Annotated in this window: 18 protein-coding genes; 6 read left to right on the top strand and 12 right to left on the bottom strand. The window is 54.2% G+C overall.

Translation table 11 applies throughout. The features are described 5' to 3' along the window. Positions 1-5 precede the first annotated feature (5 nt). Both AC0V6N_RS14555 and AC0V6N_RS14550 read left to right on the top strand, forming a co-directional pair. The gene (locus tag AC0V6N_RS14555) at positions 6-464 is read left to right on the top strand and encodes a DUF2793 domain-containing protein (protein WP_486172256.1); all 459 of its coding nucleotides are present in this window, start codon (positions 6-8) and stop codon (positions 462-464) included. A gap of 174 nt (positions 465-638) precedes the next feature. Continuing rightward, positions 639-1778, top strand: coding sequence for an OmpA family protein (locus AC0V6N_RS14550; protein WP_486172255.1), 1140 nt, complete (start codon positions 639-641; stop codon positions 1776-1778). 192 nt (positions 1779-1970) lie between these two features. On the opposite strand, the gene AC0V6N_RS14545 is transcribed toward AC0V6N_RS14550, so the two are convergent. The 6 genes from AC0V6N_RS14545 to AC0V6N_RS14520 all read right to left on the bottom strand — a co-directional run bounded on the left by AC0V6N_RS14545 (position 1971) and on the right by AC0V6N_RS14520 (position 8890). Continuing rightward, complete coding sequence (locus tag AC0V6N_RS14545; RefSeq protein ID WP_486172254.1) at positions 1971-3578, bottom strand: MFS transporter; 1608 nt, start codon at positions 3576-3578, stop codon at positions 1971-1973. A 52-nt stretch (positions 3579-3630) separates the two neighbouring features. Continuing rightward, positions 3631-4329, bottom strand: a complete 699-nt coding sequence (gene queC / locus AC0V6N_RS14540; protein WP_486172253.1) for a 7-cyano-7-deazaguanine synthase QueC — start codon at positions 4327-4329, stop codon at positions 3631-3633. Between the two features lie 527 nt (positions 4330-4856). Continuing rightward, positions 4857-5753, bottom strand: a complete 897-nt coding sequence (hslO, locus tag AC0V6N_RS14535; protein WP_486172508.1) for an Hsp33 family molecular chaperone HslO — start codon at positions 5751-5753, stop codon at positions 4857-4859. A 71-nt stretch (positions 5754-5824) separates the two neighbouring features. Continuing rightward, entirely contained in the window at positions 5825-6766 is a 942-nt protein-coding gene (gene argF / locus AC0V6N_RS14530) for an ornithine carbamoyltransferase (RefSeq protein ID WP_486172252.1), read from the bottom strand. Continuing rightward, positions 6766-7965, bottom strand: coding sequence for an acetylornithine transaminase (locus tag AC0V6N_RS14525; protein ID WP_486172251.1), 1200 nt, complete (start codon positions 7963-7965; stop codon positions 6766-6768). Before AC0V6N_RS14525 ends, argF begins: the two co-directional genes overlap by 1 nt. 142 nt (positions 7966-8107) lie before the next feature. Further along, entirely contained in the window at positions 8108-8890 is a 783-nt protein-coding gene (locus tag AC0V6N_RS14520; RefSeq protein ID WP_486172250.1) for a cold-shock protein, read from the bottom strand. Between the two features lie 275 nt (positions 8891-9165). Here AC0V6N_RS14520 and AC0V6N_RS14515 point away from each other — a divergent pair, with 275 nt between their 5' ends. Further along, complete coding sequence (locus AC0V6N_RS14515) at positions 9166-9597, top strand: protein tyrosine phosphatase family protein (RefSeq protein ID WP_486172249.1); 432 nt, start codon at positions 9166-9168, stop codon at positions 9595-9597. Positions 9598-9600: 3 nt separating this feature from the next. Here the strand turns inward: AC0V6N_RS14515 and AC0V6N_RS14510 are convergent, their stop codons facing one another. Continuing rightward, positions 9601-11055, bottom strand: coding sequence for an amidohydrolase (locus AC0V6N_RS14510; protein WP_486172248.1), 1455 nt, complete (start codon positions 11053-11055; stop codon positions 9601-9603). Between the two features lie 79 nt (positions 11056-11134). Here AC0V6N_RS14510 and AC0V6N_RS14505 point away from each other — a divergent pair, with 79 nt between their 5' ends. From AC0V6N_RS14505 to AC0V6N_RS14495, 3 genes are read left to right on the top strand one after another with little or no spacing between them, the layout of a single operon-like run. After that, positions 11135-11533: a hypothetical protein gene (locus tag AC0V6N_RS14505; RefSeq protein WP_486172247.1), complete on the top strand. Its 399-nt coding sequence runs from the start codon at positions 11135-11137 to the stop codon at positions 11531-11533. A 9-nt stretch (positions 11534-11542) separates the two neighbouring features. After that, positions 11543-12505 (top strand): sterol desaturase family protein, encoded by a 963-nt coding sequence (locus tag AC0V6N_RS14500; RefSeq protein ID WP_486172246.1) that lies wholly within the window; start codon positions 11543-11545, stop codon positions 12503-12505. Positions 12506-12541: 36 nt separating this feature from the next. After that, on the top strand, positions 12542-14137 hold the full coding sequence (locus AC0V6N_RS14495; RefSeq protein WP_486172245.1) for a GMC family oxidoreductase: 1596 nt from the start codon (positions 12542-12544) through the stop codon (positions 14135-14137). A 163-nt stretch (positions 14138-14300) separates the two neighbouring features. Here the strand turns inward: AC0V6N_RS14495 and AC0V6N_RS14490 are convergent, their stop codons facing one another. The 5 genes from AC0V6N_RS14490 to AC0V6N_RS14470 form a co-directional block, all read right to left on the bottom strand. Continuing rightward, positions 14301-15632, bottom strand: coding sequence for an ammonium transporter family protein (locus AC0V6N_RS14490; RefSeq protein WP_486172244.1), 1332 nt, complete (start codon positions 15630-15632; stop codon positions 14301-14303). A gap of 16 nt (positions 15633-15648) precedes the next feature. Beyond that, positions 15649-15987: a P-II family nitrogen regulator gene (locus AC0V6N_RS14485; RefSeq protein ID WP_486172243.1), complete on the bottom strand. Its 339-nt coding sequence runs from the start codon at positions 15985-15987 to the stop codon at positions 15649-15651. Positions 15988-16209: 222 nt separating this feature from the next. Then, positions 16210-16779, bottom strand: a complete 570-nt coding sequence (locus tag AC0V6N_RS14480; protein WP_486172242.1) for a pyridoxamine 5'-phosphate oxidase family protein — start codon at positions 16777-16779, stop codon at positions 16210-16212. Between the two features lie 15 nt (positions 16780-16794). Further along, complete coding sequence (locus tag AC0V6N_RS14475) at positions 16795-17664, bottom strand: alpha/beta fold hydrolase (protein WP_486172241.1); 870 nt, start codon at positions 17662-17664, stop codon at positions 16795-16797. A gap of 36 nt (positions 17665-17700) precedes the next feature. Next, positions 17701-19221 (bottom strand): peptide chain release factor 3, encoded by a 1521-nt coding sequence (locus AC0V6N_RS14470; RefSeq protein ID WP_486172240.1) that lies wholly within the window; start codon positions 19219-19221, stop codon positions 17701-17703. Between the last annotated feature and the right edge of the window lie 10 nt (positions 19222-19231).

Genomic DNA, 19231 nt, shown 5'->3' with positions numbered 1-19231 from the left:
CCTTTATGTCTGCTTTGATCGATTTCCCATCGGTTACTCTAAGTCACTTGCTCCCTCTTCTTTTTTCTGGGCAAGCGCAAAAAGAAATCTCAATCAACCATTCATTTGCATTGATTGATATCATTTTGCGACGCAGCGTCGATGCCACGTTAGCAACCCCCCCTTCACCACCAATTGAAGGGTCGATTTTTCGTATAGGCCCCAATCCAGATGGTCTTTGGCAAGGCCATGAAGGTGAACTCGCAATCGCAATTGGGGGCTCATGGCATTTCGTCACACCATATCCGGGCATGCACCTTTTCGAGAACGACCTCGGCCATACCATCCACTATGATTTTGAATGGCAGGATGCTGTTGAACCAGCCAAACCCATTGGCGGGGTGACAGTCGATCAAGAGGCGCGAAACACTCTGAATGAACTGGTCGAAGCCCTTCGTTCGCTTGGGATCTTTCCGCGCCTCTAGCAGGACGACGAGCATACCAAACCAGCTATGTGGCCTGCAATTATCGCAAAATTTGCAATGGCAAAGGCAGAACGCGGCATTCTTGCAACAGTTCAACCCATTGATTGCTTGCTACTCATCATTGGAGGAGATAAGACCGGCTTGCGCCTCAAGCTTTTAGAAGGGGATAATTAAATGCGTAATATCGTCATAGGTTTGGCGATGGCCTCAACGGCACTCACTACGCCCGCCATGGCTCGCGAAGGCCAATGGTATGTACAGGGTGATGCTGGTGTAATGCTCGTCGAGGACATCACGTTTGATGTTGACGGGACATCCGATGATGTCACAGCAGACCACGATACTGGTTCCGATTTTGGCGGAGCGGTCGGGTATGACTTCGGTGCTTTCCGGTTGGAAGCCGAAGCAAGCTACCGCGAAGCTGATGTCCAAGAAGTGGCCTCAGTCTCAGAGGGTGTCGTGGTAAACCCATCGGCTGCCGCTCCTGGTGGTTTTGTAACCACCACTGGTGTCCTTCCGGCTGCTGGTGACTTCAACGCACTTAGCTTTATGCTAAACGGCATGTTTGATTTCGGCGCTGATGATGGCATTCAAGCATTTGCTGGTGCTGGCGTTGGCGTTGCGCGCGTGGACTTGCACGCATTTGTAAATTCCAACGGTCCTGGAGCATACGACGATTCCGATACAGGGCTCGCCTGGCAGTTGCTTGCAGGGGTTCGCGCACCGATTAGCGATAGTTGGGACGTAGGATTGAAGTATCGTTACTTCAACGCGGAAAACGTTGAGCTAATCGATGCGCTTGGGAGGTCGTTTGAGACTGATCTGAGCTCACATTCTTTGCTTGGCTCAATCACTTATAACTTTGGCGGCGAGGCGCCGCCTCCACCACCGCCTCCACCACCGCCTCCACCACCGCCACCGCCACCGCCACCGCCTCCACCACCGCCACCGCCACCGCCACCGTGTAACACTGGCCCATACATCGTGTTCTTTGATCATGATGAATCAGTCATCACGGCTGACGCAGCGACCATTCTGGACAATGCGGTTACGGCGTATGCCAATTGTGGCACTGCAAATGTTATGTTGGCTGGTCACGCAGACCGCTCCGGCAGTGTATCGTACAACATTGGCTTGGCTGAGCGTCGCAATACGTCAGTGCGAGGCTACCTCACCGGTCGGGGTATTCCTGATGGTCGGATTAGCGGCGAAGCATTTGGTGAATCGCAACCTCGCGTACCAACTGCCGATGGTGTTCGCGAGCTACAAAACCGTAGGGTTGAAGTAACTTACGGCCCTGGTTCAGGAATGTAAGCAACTCAGCTCCTAGAGCAAAATACGGAAAGAGGCCGGAGTGATCCGGCCTCTTTTTTTTGTCTTCGATCCGACTAGCGTCAATGTGGGCGATAGGCTCACGACATGTGAGTGCTTGAGCATCAAGGAAGAGAGAGCTAAGTGGGCGGCAACGAAGCTCCGAGCGCCCCGTGTTCAAAGACGCCAATTCGATTAGGCTTGCTCGCCGGCAGCTCTAGCGCGCTCCAGAACTGTTTTATTTGCCTCTGGCACAAGCTTCAAGGCTGCGATTAGTAGCAAAAGTCCGATCGGGGTGATCCACAAAGTAGATAACACCCCAGTGCTCAGGTCGCCGTTGTTCTGTGCTGAGACGTAGCCAGCCGTGTAAGGGCCCAAAGCAAGACCGACCAACGTCGTTGCCAAGAAAAACGTCGCTGTGGCAGTACCACGCATTCTCGGCAAAACGAGGGCTTGGCTGCTAGCAGCAGCAGCCCCCAAGGCCGATGCCGCTAGTGCTCCAACCACAACGTTTAACGCAATAAATAGCGCAAAACTGTCAGTTGTGTACTGCACTATCGCAAATGGGATAGGGCTGACGAGGCCGAATAGAATAACCCAGATACGCCCTGCGGAAGTCCTCTGGTAAAGTGCATCAGCCATTCGGCCACCCAAGATTACCCCTAGGAATCCGCCAGCGGCGCCACCTCCGCCAAGCCAGAAGCCCAATGTGCCTTTTGATACGTCAAAGACACGCTCGGCATATGGTGCTCCCCAATACGAGGCTGAGTACGCCATAAATGCGACGGTCCCGTAACCTAATATTGTACAGAGGAATGCCGGCGACCCCCAAGTGAGCGCAAAAGTAGGGTAGTCTCTTCGCCGCAGTGCGCTTGCCCAGCAGAAAACGGCGTAGTAGCCAATCGCCAATAAAAGCCATTGGTCTGTGATCCAGGGAATAATCAGTCCATCGCCCGAGGCTAAGACTTCTGTCAAAGTGTAAGCGATCGCTATCGAGGCGGCCAAAACCACCAAATTTAGGGCCAACGCGCTTGGCCCTCTCATGGCTGCTCCGACCAACGTAAAGCCCGGAATGACAGTGTTAAGTTCTTGCACGAATCCGCGGAATGGATGCGGATCTTCAGGCGTCTCCAAACCATCAATTGCGCCGCGTACTGGCTCTCGAAGCGTGAAAACCCAAACGGCCAATAGCAAACCTGGTAAACCTACGGCAATGAAAGCAGCTTGCCATCCTGCTAGTCCTAATGGGCCCCCATCCGGAAAGGCAGTGTTCCAATTGTCGACGACGAGGCCGCCAATTGCGAGCGATACTCCTCCTCCGATATAGAGGCCAGAGCTATAAATCGCGAGCGCCGTGGCGCGAAGCCGCGCAGGGAACCAATCTGAGATTAAGGAATAAGCGGAAGGACTGGCCGTTGCCTCACCTACTCCAACGCCTATCCTTGCGACGGTCAACGTCCCTGCATCGCGAGCAAAACCTGACGCAGCAGTCATCGCGGACCATAGGGCCAAGCCAATGGTCATTAGCCGCACTCGCTTCCAACTATCGGCTAGTCGTCCAAGCGGAATGCCAAATAGGGCATAAAAGATCGCAAAAGCGGTGCCGTAAAGAAAGCCAAGGTAGGCATCATCGACACCCAAATCCGCTTTGATATCGTTTGCCAAGATTGACAAAATCTGGCGATCAACGAAGTTCAGAACATAAACGACAACAAGTACGCCCAAAGCATACCAGCTGTATGCAGGAACGGTGTCACTATCCTTGTCCAAGGTGTCTGACACCAATTCAGCTTCATTGCTCAAAAGAATCTCCCAGATCGGCCCAATGTTTTCGCATAGTCCGTCTTCCGCGGAGTCAAGCCATGTAAGCAGTGCTATCGGTTAATCCGGCTTCTTCAAAACCCTTTTTTCGCAAGCGACAGGAATCACATTTGCCACATGCAATCCCAGACGGCGATGGGTCATAACACGACCAACTCCACGCTGGATTCAAACCTAATCGAACGCACTCACCGGCGATCTGGGCTTTGGACATGTGCTGAAGAGGAGTGTGAATATCGAAAGTAGCGCCCTCAACTCCCGCTTTGGTCCCTAGCCTTGCAGTTTCGGCGAAACTGGCGATGAATTCGGGTCTACAGTCCGGGTAGCCCGAATAGTCCAGCGCGTTTACGCCGATGAATACGTCGCTAGCACCAGCCGCCTCCGCACAAGCCGCTGTGAGCGCAAGAAACACCAAATTTCGTGCTGGCACATAGGTTACCGGAATATCAGTGCCCACACCTTCTTTGGGAACATCTATGTCATCGGTCAGAGCTGAACCTCCGAACACCCTAAGGTCCAAGTCCAGTTCTACGTGACCTGCTAAATCCAGAGCTTTTACGATTCTTCGCGCATGGTCCAGTTCAATCTGATGGCGCTGACCATAGTTCAAGGTCAGCGCATGGACTTGGAAACCCTGCTCCAAAGCTATTGCAGCGGAAACCATAGAATCTAGGCCGCCAGACAGAAGGATGATCGCCTTGGGCTGGTTACTCTGAGTATCGCTGGAGTTCATAGATGAGCGCTTAGCGCAATAATTAGAGCGTGCAACTTCCAGTTCTTCGCGCTTCGGCAGAAAACTGGAATGGCAAGCCTGATGCTATGCCTTGGCTTTCAATCTGAATGAGTGTCTCAGATTCTTTTCGGATGTTTGTTCGGCCATAGCCGTCCCCAGGGCATGTGTATTGGACCGTCACTTTATTGGAAGCATCTTCCACAACAAAGCGACTACACTGACTTCCAGAATGCTTGATTTGGATCAGTTCTTCTCCGGTCTGCACACAAATTCTTTTGTCAGGTGCCCCGTCCCTGTATTTCAGTGTCCATTCGCCTTGGGTCAGTCCCCGTAGCATGGTTAGGCCACTTGTTTGAGCAGCGGCCGGCAATACACCCCCAAGAGCAATCGAACCGATCACTGCCGATAGCCCCAAAAGGGATATGTTTACGCGGCGCTCCATTTTTTTATCCTTGCCAAAACCGACGGTTAAATCCTGAATACAATCGCATTTGCACGATGAGTAGACGCTGAACAACGACGAACCGTTAAGCTCGAAGCAAAAAAGTCTTTGAGCAAAAAGCACAATCGACAGATATGACACCTGCTTCGTTCCGCATGGCATCCAAGTCGTCTGGAGCAAAGCCAGCCATAACCCTCTCGTAGTGTTCGTTGCTGCAGCGACAACCCCGGGACAATTTCGCTCCGGGTTGGACACGGATTTGATCCTCCTCATGGAACAATCGCCAAGCAATAGTCTCGAGCGAGATGGTGGAATTTAAAAGTTCGTCATGACTGATTGACCCTGCCATGGTTGCAACATGCTCCCAATCGGGATGATCCATTCGCACATGCAGTCGCTCCCTGCCCTCCTCGCCATCTGCGAGGTGCTGAATTAGTAGGCCCGCGGCAACTACACGACCCGTATTTGACCGGCTGGCGACCCGAATTAGAGTTGGAACTTGCTCCGACTGGCTAAAGTAAGCCTGGCAGGCTTCGGCAAGAGTGTCTCCTTCAAGTGGCACAATCCCCTGATACCGTTGACCTCGGTCGGTTTCGAAGGTGATCGCGAGGTAGCCATCACCAAAAAGCGCGGGAAGCGAGGGATTCGCGCCTAATCCTGCGAGAGCCTTCTCATCAAAATCAGCATAGCCACGAACGTTACCTCCTCTGAAGTCGCACACGAGCAGCGATATCACCCCATTCTGCGTCTGTGCTTGCATAGTTAGTTGGGCGTCGCCGCCTTCAGACTTAAGCAGGCCGCCCATCAAACAAGCCAAGACAAGAGCCTCGCTCAGCAGGTGTTTCACCGAGGCAGGATAGTCATGCGCATCTAGCACTTCATCAACGACACAATCGAGACGCACCAACCGCGCACGCGCATTGCGATCCGGCAGCGTGAACCCCAATAGTCTGTCGGCAAATGTCTCGGATTGATTACTCATAATGGGAACGTGGTGATTGCGCAGGCTGACTTGAACCCTTGGCCTGAAAGTTTTGACCAATCCATTTTGGTCTACAGTAAGCCAAAACTCCAAAGCAGAACTGACTTCTGGGCATGGATACGGTTTTCCGCTTCAGCGAAAACGGCGGACTGCGATCCTTCGAAAACCTCTTCACTGACTTCATCGCCCACGTGCGCAGGTAAGCAATGGAGAAAAATTGCATCAGTCTTGGCACACGCCATTAATGCTGAGTTGACTTGAAATGGCTCCATCGCCTTTTTCTTTTCTACTGCATCATCTTGACCCATCGATATCCAAGTGTCGGTAACGATCACATCTGCACCACTGGCACCTTCGATTGGGTCTTGAGTAAGACTCACACTTGAGCCTCCAGCGCGAGCAAGCTCAACGAATTCTGGATCTGGTTCATACCCGGCTGGAGTCGCGACACGCACATTGAATTTCATCAGCCCTGCCGCTTCTAGCACTGAGTGCAACACATTGTTACCGTCACCAAACCATGCGACTTCCAGCCCAGGAAGTGGTTTCTTGCTCTCGATGATGGTAAGTAAGTCTGCCACTATTTGGCAGGGATGTGAGCGGTCTGTAAGACCGTTAATTACCGGAACACTGGCATGGCGCGCCATTTCTTCGATTTGCGCATGGTCGTCGGTCCGGAGCATAATGACATCGACCATCCGGCTTAGCACCCGAGCGGTATCTGCAATGCTTTCCCCCCGCCCTAACTGACTTGAACCGGAGTCGAGTATTAGGACACTTCCACCCAGCTGCCGCATCGCCATGTCAAAGCTCACGCGAGTGCGTGTGGAATTCTTCTCAAACACAAGAGCAAGGACCCGTCCCTCCAGAGGAGCATCTGGATCAACCTTTCCTTTTGGCCAGTCAGCGCGCGATGCTTTGCGGTCAATTGCGTCTGCAAGCATCGCAGCAATAGCATCGGCGCCAGCATCACCTAAATCCAAAAAGTGCTGATGCGGTTTTTTGCCTCCCATCAGGCAGTCTCGGGAACTTTGAAGCTAGCGGCACCAGCTGAGAGCTTCTCAAAAAACTCGTCGATCTCGGCATCACCGATTACCAGCGGAGGGATGACTCGCAAAGTTTGATCACCAGCCGCAACGGTCAGCAATTGGTGATTGTCACGCAGGTGGACAAAGAATGGTCTGCTCTCCACATTCATCTTGATTCCAAGCATCAGACCTTTGCCGCGGACAAGTTCAAACAGGTCGGGGTAGTTTCCGATGAACTGCTCAAGCCGCGTGCGGATGCGCTCACCCTTTTCCGTGACCTCTCTCAAAAACTCTTCGTTAGCTACGGCTTCCATAACCGCGCTTCCTGCCGCCATAGCAAGAGGGTTGCCGCCGTATGTCGATCCATGAGTGCCAAATGTCATGCCACGCGCAGCCTTTTCGGTGGATATGACTGCACCAAGTGGAAACCCTCCACCCAATCCTTTTGCAGTTGCGAGAATGTCTGGCTCAATACCATAATGCTCATGGGCATACATTTTGCCCGTGCGCGCAACGCCGCATTGGACTTCGTCCAGCACCAGCATGAGATCGTGCTCATCACAGAGCGCGCGCAGGCCCTTCATAAAGCTATCAGAAGCGGGTCGAATGCCCCCCTCCCCCTGAATAGGCTCAACCAAAAACCCGGCTGTCTTAGGTCCCATTAGCGCCTTTGCCGCCTCGAGGTCATCAAATTCGGCGTATTTGAACCCGTCGAGCAATGGTGAGAAGCCTTGGTGCATTTTGGTCTGATTGGATGCGCTGATCGTCGCCATTGTACGCCCATGAAATGCATTCGTGAAGGTAATCAGCTCAAAGCGATTCTTGTCACCCTCATCACCGGCATTCTGATGGTATGCTCGTGCCGCCTTGATCGCTCCTTCGACGGCCTCGGCTCCGGAATTTGTGAAGAACACCGTGTCCGCAAAGGTGTTATCGACCAGCTGCTGAGCCAGTCGCTCCCCTTGTGGGCTGCCGTAAAGGTTGGAAACATGCATCAATGTTGATGCTTGTTCCTGGATCGCGTTTATCAGTCCTTCGTGAGAATGCCCAAGCAGATTGACCGCAATCCCACTCGCAAAATCCAGATAGCGGGTGCCATCTTCGTCAATCAAGTGGCAGTTCTCTCCGCGCACAGGGCGCACACCGCAGCGTGGGTAAACTGGCATGAGCGGGCTGATTGACATTCGTTGATCCTCGCAATTGTCTTTGTCGTTTTAGTATTGGCTTTGCCAAAAAAGAAAAAGGCGGCCCGAGAAGAGCCGCCATTTCCTTATCGTTTAGTGCCGCTCTCTTCATGGGTCAAACGGCCTTACTGTCGAATTCCGGTTAGCCCTGGACAGGCACCAGATTGACGGCCGAATGCTTGCCTCGTCGATCAACTTCAAGGTCGAACTCAAACCGTTCACCTTCATTGATTGCGGTAAGACCGGAGCGTTCGACAGCGCTAATGTGCACGAAAGCATCTGGCTGGCCATCGTCACGCACCAAAAACCCGAAGCCCTTCATTGAGTTGAAGAATTTCACGGTTCCAGTGGCTTTCTCGCCAGTCAGCTCGCGTTTTGGCGGAGCATCTGCAGCAGGCGCCGCAATTACTTCTCCAACCACCTGCAAATCTTGCGCGGAAATCTTGCCACCACGATCAACAAGGTTGAATTCGAGTTCTTGACCTTCGGCTAGGCCCTCGAGTCCAGCACGCTCGACTGCGCTGATGTGTACAAACACATCTTCTCCGCCTGTTTCTTGCTGGATGAAGCCAAAGCCTTTTTGTCCATTGAAGAATTTGACGGTGCCTTTGCCAGTACCGACGACCTGAGCGGGCATACGGTTAAAGCCGCCACCACCACCAGCGCCGCCGCGTGGGCCGCCACCGCCGCCACCGCGAGGGCCGCCGCCGCCGAACCGGTCGCCACCGCCGCCGAAGCGGTCTCCGCCGCCTCCGCCGCCATAGCGATCACCACCGCCTCCACCGAAGCGGTCACCACCACGATCATTACCGAAGTCGTTAGGGGGCGGGAATCCGTCTCCACCGCCGCCAAAAGGATCAAAGCTGTCCTCACCGAAACCGTCGCGCTTGTCCCGGCCGCGCCGACGTCCCCTATCGTAACCCATAATTCAGTACGTACCTTATAACGATGCCCGAACCTTTGGTGCGATGGTGGTGAGGGCAACAATTTGCCACCAAGCGCAGATGTGTCATCGAAAACGACTCCACGTTCTCAACACAACATAGCGCACAAAAGCGCGCTATGCGAATGATTTAACCTCAACAAGATGAGTGGCGCAAAATTATGACAATTTCGATTGAATGGTTAAGGTCTTGATACTTGCCTCGTAAATCTTCCAAGTCCAAAGCGATGTATGAAATTCAAAGGAGCGTGCGCGCGTTGTCAGATTTCCGAAAACTCTCAAATGTCGTCTTCGCTAGTCCACAAATTGTCATTGACGATTTGGCAGAAGCAAAGTCGCTCGGGGTGACGCTGATTATAAATAATCGCCCTGATGGCGAGGAGCCATCTGCACCGCAAAGTGCAGATATTGAGGCGGCGGCCAAAGCCATGGGCCTCAAATATGTTGCAATCCCAATAGGTCATTCCGGCATGAGCGAAGTGCAGGTCGATGCGATGATTGCTGCATTGGACAGCAACGATGGAGCAGCGCTTGCTTATTGTCGATCAGGCACCCGCTCCACACTGCTTTGGGCGCTCGCGCAGGCGAAAAGTGGTGTGGACCCAGACGGTATTGCTCGTGATGCAATGGCGGCGGGATACGACGTGAGCCCCATCAAGCCCATGATCGACATGCTCGCGTCCCGCTAAAGCCTATCTGCGATAATCAAGTGGAGGGTCACGGTCGCCCAAGAGTGATCGATATTGATAATCCTCCCCGCGTGCTGCTTCAAACTCCGCGCGGGCCTGACTGCGAAGCTGAGGGTTCGCGAAAAGCTCGATCGCCATAAGGGTCATCGCCTTAGCCGCGACCTGTGTGCCTTTATGACCGATTGAGTGTCCGCTGGCCGCTACAGCCTGCCAACTGTGAGCACTCGTGCCCGGCACCCACGTTGCTGTGCGCACGCCTACTGTAGGGGTAGCCCAAGAGACATCACCAACGTCTGTCGAACCATAGCCCAGCCCGACGCCATAGGGTTGGATTTCTGCGGCACTAGAGAGTGGTTTTGCCGCATCTCCTAACGAGGAATGCAGTTCACGTGCCCATGCAAGCTCGGCCGGCGAGTATTCAACTCCGCCGATCATTTCGAGTTTTGCGTGCATCACTCTAGCCAAGGTTTCATTCACGAGAAGCGGGTTGTTCCCGTGGATGACCTCCCACTCAACTTCAGTGCCGGTGCCCAAGGCAGCGCCTCGTGCTGCATTCTCAAGTCGTTCCCAAATCTGCTCAACACCATCGGGATCGGGATGACGCACATAGTAGAATACTTCGGCAAAGTCGGGAACGACATTGGGCGCGTTGCCTCCGCTAGTGATGACATAATGCATTCGCGCATCTTGAGGCATGTGCTCGTGCATCATATTGGCCATCATGTTCATGGCTTCGGCACCATCTAAGGCGCTGCGACCGCGCTCAGGTGCACCAGCAGCATGGGCAGAAACACCAGTAAAGCGAAACTTGGCAGAACGGTTTGCGAGACTAGTGACGGCAGCAGCGCTGTTTTCATCATCGGCGTGCCAGTGAATCGCGATGTCCACATCATCGAACATGCCGGCGCGCGTCATATAGACCTTGCCCGAACCCCCCTCTTCAGCTGGGGTGCCATAGAGCCGTACGCGGCCAGGTGTGCCGGTTGCCTCCAACCAGCTCTTAATCGCAATCGCCGCTGTCAATGAGCCAGCACCGAAAAGGTTGTGGCCACAAGCATGGCCGGCATGCTTGCCATCAATAGGATCACGAGTTGAAGCAGCGGACTGGTTGATCCCGGGCAAGGCATCCATCTCAGCAAGGATAGCGATCACAGGGCCGCCCTCGCCCCATTCAGCAACAAATGCGGTCGGTATCTCCGCTATGCCGGCTTGAATTCGGAAGCCCTCGCTCGCCAACTCGGATTGCATCAGCCCGCTTGACCGAGTTTCGAGGTATCCAAGTTCGGCCAGCGCCCATAGTTCATCTGCCACGCGCGCTGTCCTATCTGACTGAGCGTCCACGGCTGCAATTGGATCGAATTCTGCATGTCCGTCTGCGGACAACGGTGCTGATCCGAGCGCAAGCACTGCCAGGGTAGCAGCGAGGGTTTTTCCGATTGGGTTGAAGGGCAGCTTCATGGGTGGTCTCCTCAAAGCTATGCTTGCCGCAATTCAACTCGCGTGCCAATCCTCACTTCAACCCAGCTTATGAGAGACTATGGAAATCCCCCCTCTGATACTGCAATCTGTAGCCTCACTGTTCGCGATCTTACTGCTTTTTGGGATCGCACGGTGGCTTGGTCTTGGTGTTAAGCCGAAGTTAGCGGAAGTTGCCGACGTAGTGCGCGCAGCTGACGAAGTGGAAGCAGGATTTGAACCAGTACGCGTCTCAATTTCACGAGATGGATCCGGGGCTATCGCACGCGATGAGGCGGGCAGGATCATGGTGATTAAACGTCACGGCAATCATTTTGTAGGCCGCATACTGACAGCCTCTGCAAGAGTGCAGGAAGTAGTCGACGCGATCATTGTTGATGCGAAAGAAACACAATTCAGCGAAGTGCGTCTGGCTCTAAGAGATGCTTCTTTTTGGGCAGACGCCATCAATCGGCTATAGAGTCTTGTGATGCCAGACTTCTCACCCACCCAATATGCCGTGCCATTCTTCGTAATTGCCGTTTTGGCGGAAATGGTTTGGTCGCGCCTGCGCAATCCGCAGGCTTATGAACCAATGGATACGATGATCAGTCTCAGCTTTGGATTGGGCTCCACGATTGCAGGTGCATTGTTTGGTGGAGCAGCTTTGTATGTTTTCATCGAAGCCTACGAATACAGGCTGATTGATTTTGGTGCGCAATGGTGGGCGGTGTGGTGGGCTTGGCCGCTCGCTTTTGCCCTCGATGATCTCAAATACTATTGGGTGCACCGCGCTGGGCATCGCGTTCGGTGGATGTGGGCAGCGCATGTGAACCACCATTCAAGCCAGCACTACAACCTATCGACCGCCTTACGCCAAACATGGACAGGTAGCTTCACCTTTGGCCTGCTTTTCGCCCTTCCCCTGATCTTTTTAGGCTTTCATCCCGCGATGCTGGCGATCGTGGGCGGCTTCAACCTCATTTACCAATTCTGGATCCATACTGAGGCAATAGATAAGATGCCGCGCTGGTTCGAAGCGGTCATGAACACCCCCAGCCACCACCGGGTGCACCATGCCACAAACCCGCGCTATCTTGACCGAAATTACGCGGGCGTTTTCATAATCTGGGACAAATTTTTCGGCACGTTTGAGGCAGAACTCTCGGAACAAGAGACCGGCGAACCGATCCGCTATGGGATCGTCAAACAGCTAGGCAGCTTCAATCTCATCTGGTCCGTTTTTCATGAATGGATCGGAATGTTCACAGACATTTGGCAGGCGCCTTGGACGCATAAGCTCTCCTACTTGTTACGTGAGCCGGGCTGGAGCCACGATAGATCGCGTGACACCTCTGATATGATCCGCGCCCGCTGGGAGGAGCGCACTGCTCAAGGATCAGAGGAGCAATCCAAAAAAGTGGCTGATCGAAACCCGATTGCAGCGAGCTAAGAAGCTGCCTAGTCTCATCTCCCAAGAGGAGAGATCATGGAAAGTTTCGATTACATCGTCATTGGTGGCGGCAGTGGCGGTAGCGCGGTCGCAGGGCGTTTGGCCGTCGATGGTACACGCCGTGTTTGCGTGCTTGAGGCAGGTGGGCGCAATGACAATATTCTCATCAAGACACCGGGCTTCATGCCCTTCATCCGAAATTCCTCGAACTACAAATACGATACCGTACCGCAAAAGGGGCTGAACGGGCGGATTGGCTATCAACCCCGCGGCAAAGGGCTGGGCGGTTCCTCTGCGATCAACGCGATGGTTTATATCAGGGGCAACGCCTGGGACTACGATAACTGGGCGCAAATGGGCTGTGACGGTTGGGCTTACGAAGATGTCCTGCCCTATTTCCGCAAAGCTGAAAGCAATGAGCGCGGAGCCGATGACTTTCACGGCGCCGGTGGCCCGCTATTCGTTTCGAATCAACATTCTCCCAATCCGACAAGCGAAGCGTTCGTCGAAGCGGCGCAACAGCTGCAATTGCGGGCCAATGCCGATTTCAACGGTGCGACACAGGACGGCTTTGGTCTCTATCAGGTAACTCAGCGTGACGGCGAGCGCTGGTCAGCTGCGCGGGCTTATGTTGAGCCGATCCGCGAACAGGGGAACTTTTCGGTCCGCACCAACACTCTGGTGGAAAAGCTGGTCGTCGAGCATGGCAAGGTCACCGGAGTCCTGATCAGGCGGGGCAAGAAGCCGGGTAGCGGCACTGAAATGCTCTATGCCAAACGCGGCGTGATTCTTTCAGCCGGTGCGTTTAACAGCCCGCAGATCATGATGCTTTCTGGCATTGGTCCAGCCGAACATTTGAAGGATCATGGGATCGATGTAGTGCTGGATCGACCAGCAGTCGGTTCAAACCTCCAAGACCATATTGACTATGTCTCTGGTTGGGAGACGGCCAGCGATGTTCCAATCGGTGGGACGTTAAAGGGCACGCTCAAAATGGCGGGCGCCATCTTTGAACATCGGCGCAAGCGCACTGGCGCGATGACGACGCCTTATGCCGAAGCGGGCGGATTTTGGACTGTGAGCGATGATGCGCCCGCTCCTGATATCCAATGGCACTTTGTACCTGCTGTTCTTGAAGACCATGGGCGTGAAAACGTGAAAGGCTACGGCTTCTCACTTCATGCCTGTGTGCTTCGCCCGGAAAGCAAGGGGACTGTACGACTGGGGTCAACGGATGTTGGAGCCGCTCCAGTGATAGATCCCAACTTCCTCGACGATGACCGCGATATTGAGACGCTGCGCGAGGGCATCAGGCTGTCGCACCGCATTGCTGATGCGCCTGCTCTTCAGGCCTTCGGTCCGACCGATCGACATCCAGTAGATCTAAACGATGATGCAGCGCTGGATGAACTGATCCGCAACCGCGCCGATACAGTCTATCACCCTGTCGGCACGTGCCGGATGGGCGCTGACAAAGATGCTGTGGTTGATACTAAGCTCAAGGTGAACGGTCTCGATGGCCTGTGGATCGCTGACGCCAGCGTGATGCCCAAGATTGTCAGCGGCAATACCAATGCACCCAGCATCATGATCGGTGAGCGTTGCGCTGACTTCATCAAAGCCGCCGAGTAAAGCGAACCGAAAAAGCGGGTAGGCCGCCAATCCACTAGAGATAAAAAAGGGGCCGAAGCACAAAGCTTCGGCCCATATGTAGTCTGTTCGTTCGCAGGAGGAACGTCGGTTGGCGGGGAAAGGGAAGAAGAGAGAGCCTTCCCCCACCAAGATGGTTACGCTCTTAAGTTCGAGCGAATTCAGGATAGGCCTCGACACCGATTTCGGCTTTGTCGAGACCGCCGACTTCGTCTTCTTCGGAAGGACGTACGCCGATGGTGTATTTGAGAGCCAGCCAGACGACTGCCGATGCTGCGCTGACCCAAACTGCGGTAAGAAGCACACCAACGAGCTGACCGGTGAAGGTTACACCAGCGTCGGGTGCCGCAGTCCAAGCAACGATCAGCGTACCCCAGATACCAGCCATCAGGTGAACTGGGATCGCGCCTACGACGTCGTCAATCTTGAACTTGTCGAGGAGGGGAACGGCAAAGACCACGATTGCGCCGCCAATGCCACCAATCAAAATCGATTGACCGACGGTTGGCGCAAGAGGCTCTGCTGTAATCGACACGAGGCCGGCCAAAGCACCATTCAGTGCCATCGTTACGTCCGCTTTTTTGTAAAGCACCTGTGTCAAGATGATCGCAACAACTACGCCACCCGCAGCCGCCATGTTGGTGTTTACGAAGATCTTCGACACATCAGAGACGTCGCCGACAGTGCCCATGGCAAGCTGAGATGCGCCATTGAAACCAAACCAGCCGAGCCAAAGGATGAAGGTACCCAAAGTTGCAAGCGGGATGTTAGTGCCTGGGAAGACGTTGACTTTACCATCAGGGCCATAACGACCGGTACGAGCACCAATGATGATCGCACCAACCAGGGCAGCCCAGCCACCAGTTGAGTGCACCAGAGTAGAACCTGCAAAGTCGCTGAAATTATGAACGGTATCAAGGTAGCCACCGCCCCATTCCCAACTAACTACGACCGGATAAATCACACCAGTTAGAACGGTGACAAAGATGAAGAACGGAACGATCTTCACGCGCTCGGCCACGGTGCCTGAAACGATAGATGCGGTAGTTGCACAGAAAACCATCTGGAAGAACCAGTCAGACGCGACAGAATAGCCTGTCTCTGTGTCAGCAGCGCCTACTTCTTGCATTGGGTAGTAGCCAGTAAAGCCGCCGATCAGACCAAGGCTGTCCTCGGCGAATGATGGATAGGCAATGTTATAGCCAATCACCCAGAACATAAGGCCAGCGATTGAATAAAGGCCAATGTTTTTTAGGCATTGCGTTGACGTGTTTTTCGCGCGCACAAGGCCCGCTTCTAGCATGGCGAAACCCGCTGCCATCCACATCACCAAAAAGCCGCCGATCAAAAAGAGCAGCGTGTTGAGAATATATGCGGTCCCGCCTGAAACGGTCTCTGCATCGGGTACAGCCGCCAAAGCTGGCGTGGCTGTAAGACCGGCGCCAAGGGCGGCAAGTGTAAGGATTGAACGCTTCATTTGCTTATCCCCTGAGTTAAAGCGCAGTCTCGCCCGCTTCGCCGGTGCGAATGCGGGTTGCCGATGCGAGATCGAGTACGAAAATTTTGCCATCGCCGATGGCTTCTGTGTTGGCGGTTTGCTGGATCGTCTCGACCACTTGCGCAGCGATTTCGTCGCTTGCGGCAATTTCGAGCTTCACCTTGGGCAGCATATTCGTGGAATATTCCGCGCCGCGATAAATCTCGGTTTGACCTTTTTGACGGCCAAAACCTTTGACTTCAGAAACAGTCATCCCTGCGACCCCGATCGAGCCCAGCGCTTCGCGGACCTCATCGAGCTTAAATGGTTTTATGATGGCGATGATGAACTTCATCCGTGCCCCCTTTGGCTTCCACCGGCTCATCCGGCTGACCAACTGGTCTGCAAGGGGCGTGCCACTTTGTCTTGTTAGGGGTGACGCAGCGTAATTCTGACGTTTACCAGGAACTCACAAACACTACGCGCTCAAGTTTTAACCATCTGATTATTTTTTGTGCAGACCGCGACGTTCTGACTCATTCTGATGGCAAAAATCGCAATTTTCTAACGCAGTGATTCAATCACCCGCAATATAGCGCTGCGTTGGACGCGTTGGCAGGCCGTCAATGCTCTTTGTTCGGCTCGCCATTTTCGCTTCCCATTCCGAAGGATCACTTTGGCGATGGGCCTTCTTGAGCGTATCGCGTTCTTTCTCAAGCGACATGAAGGGAACGCCCCATCCACAACTGGTTTGAACGCTGTCGACATCGATCACAAAGATTTGACGCGTGCCGGGCATCAGAGTGAAGTTGGCCGCCAATTCGTCCCACTCGGCGTCCTGAGGCAGCACGGGTCGCCCCGTACCATAAATGCGCAGGATCAAGGCAGGGCGATCAAAGTTGCAGAACATGATGGTAATCCGGCCGGCATCATCCTGATTGGCGGTTACGTGAGCATGCGTTTCGTTGCCTGACCCGCCCAGATCCAGATAAGCGACACGCTTGGGCGAAAGCGTGCGGAACGCATCATAGCCTTTGGGGCTTAGATTGACCCGGCCATTGGCCGCAGCGGTAGCAACAAAGAAGACCGGCTGCTTTTCAATCATGGCCATGTGCTTGTCGCTCAAGCTATCGAAAAACTCGGCCATAATGTGCTCCTTGGATTAGAGAAACTCGCGCAAGGTTGTGATAAACCGGTCGAACTGATCATGGTGAAGCCAATGCCCCGCTTTCTCAAATTCGATCACTTGAGCCGAATTGAAATGATCGAGCCGCCCGTCCTTTTCGGGATTTGAAGCCCAGCTATCCGCCCCATATAGCAGCAGGGTCGGACAGCTGATTGCGGCCCACATCGCCTCCATGAACTCATCCGCCACATCCTCAACGCCCCACACATTCAGGTGCGGATCAAACTTCCAGCTGTAGGTGCCATCCTCGTTCCGATTAACCCCATGAACGGTGAGGTGACGCGCCTGATCCTCAGTGAGGTAAGAGTTTTCCTCGATCATCCGAGCAAACGCCGCTTCAATGCTTTCATATTTGCGTGGAGAACGGCCAGCAGCTTTGCGCTTCTTCGCGATCCATTCGGCCATTCGCTGAGGATACGGTGTCTTGCGCTGCTCTGCCTTCCATTCTGGCGACGGACCAAGCCCCTCAATCGCGACCAATTTCGTGACCATCACCGGGAACATGCCTGCGTAGCGGAGCGCAACATTGCCTCCCATCGAATGCGAAACAATCGTAACCGGACCGCGCCCCAATTGGTGGATCAGTTGCGCTAGGTCATAGACCATATCGTTTGAAGAATAATTGCCGTCGGAGACCCAATCGCTGTCTCCATGGCCGCGATGATCCATGGCAACGATGTGATAGTCATCGCGCAAAGCCTCAGCAGTCCAGTCCCAGCTGCGCGCATGATCGCGCCCGCCATGAACAAGCACAAGCGGCGGCTTGCCATCATTGCCCCAATCGAAGTAATTGAGCTTGAGGCGCTGTGAGATAAAGCTTTGCGATGTGGGGCCTAAAACGGTCATGCGTTCCCAATGCCGCGAAGCCACTCGCCTCGCAAGCTACCTTTCTTTGGTAGCTGAAAAGGTGAGCTCTGGATTCTTCTCAACCTGATAGTTCACGTCCCATGGGCTCTTGGCCATAAAGACAAGGTCGCCATCACGATCGCGCGCCAGATTGGCGCGATTAAAGCCTTCAAACTGCTCAAGCGCGCCTGCATCCCCTTTGACCCAACGAGCTGTAGCAAAGGGTGCCGCTTCCAATCCAGCTTCCACCTTATATTCAGCCGAAAGTCTTGAGATGAGAACTTCGAGCTGAAGTTGGCCAACAACACCAACAATATGTTGTGCGCCCAGCTCCGGGTAAAACACTTGGATAACCCCTTCCTCAGAAAGGTCATCGAGGGCTTTGCGAAGCTGCTTGGTCTTGGTCGGGTCTTTCAACTGGACGCGGCGCAAAATTTCGGGTGCGAAGTTCGGCAGGCCGGTGAAGCGCACCTGATCCTTTTCACTCAAAGTATCGCCAACACGCAATGTCCCATGATTGGGGATGCCGATAATATCGCCAGCTTCGGCGGTGTCAGCAATCTCGCGGTCCTGCGCAAAAAACAAAATGGGTGAGTGAATTGCAATTGGTTTACCAAGCCCGCTCGGCGTCAACTTCATGCCGCGCTTAAACGTGCCCGAAACCTGCCGCATAAACGCGATCCGGTCACGGTGATTGGGATCCATGTTCGCCTGAACTTTGAAGATGAAACCAGTCACCTCTCCATGGTCAGGCGCAATTGTATCCTCGCCAGCGGGCTGAGGGCGCGGAGGCGGAGCAAACTTCGAAATTGCCTCAATCAGCTCGGTCACGCCAAAGTTCTTAAGTGCCGAGCCGAAGAACACAGGCGTCAGATCGCCGCTGCGATAGGCGTCCATGTCGAACTCAGGATAGCCGACCTGAGCCAGCTCTGCTTCTTCGGCGAATTCATCGGGGATCGTGGGATTGGCATCGCGCGTACCGAGGAATTCCTTGGACGGGCCTTCAGGGCGACTCACTTCGCCGGTCGCAAAATCGAGCACCCCTTCGAATTGCCCACCCATGCCAATTGGCCAGCCTTGCGGAGATACGTCGAGCGCCAGCATGTCGGCGACTTCGTCTAGGGTCTCAAACGGATCGCGGCCTTCGCGATCGACCTTATTCACGAACGTGATGATCGGCAGATTGCGCAAACGGCAGACCTCGAACAGTTTGCGGGTCTGTGGCTCAATTCCTTTAGCGGCGTCGATCACCATAACCGCGGAATCCACCGCCGTTAGCGTACGATAAGTGTCTTCAGAGAAGTCCTCGTGCCCAGGCGTATCCAGCAGATTGAAGGTTACGCCATCGCGCTCAAATGTCATCACGCTGGACGTGACTGAGATACCGCGCTGCTGCTCGATCTTCATCCAGTCTGAGCGCGCACGTCGCTGCTGCCCGCGAGCCTTCACCTCGCCTGCCAAGTGGATTGCGCCACCTTGCAGCAACAGCTTTTCGGTCAGCGTGGTCTTGCCCGCATCGGGGTGCGAGATGATCGCAAAGGTGCGCCTGTTTGACATGACGATCCGG

The organism is Erythrobacter sp. S57(2025) (genome assembly GCF_057365055.1).
The sequence above is the reverse complement of the archived record's forward strand: the minus strand, read 5'-3'. Positions and strand labels throughout refer to the sequence as shown.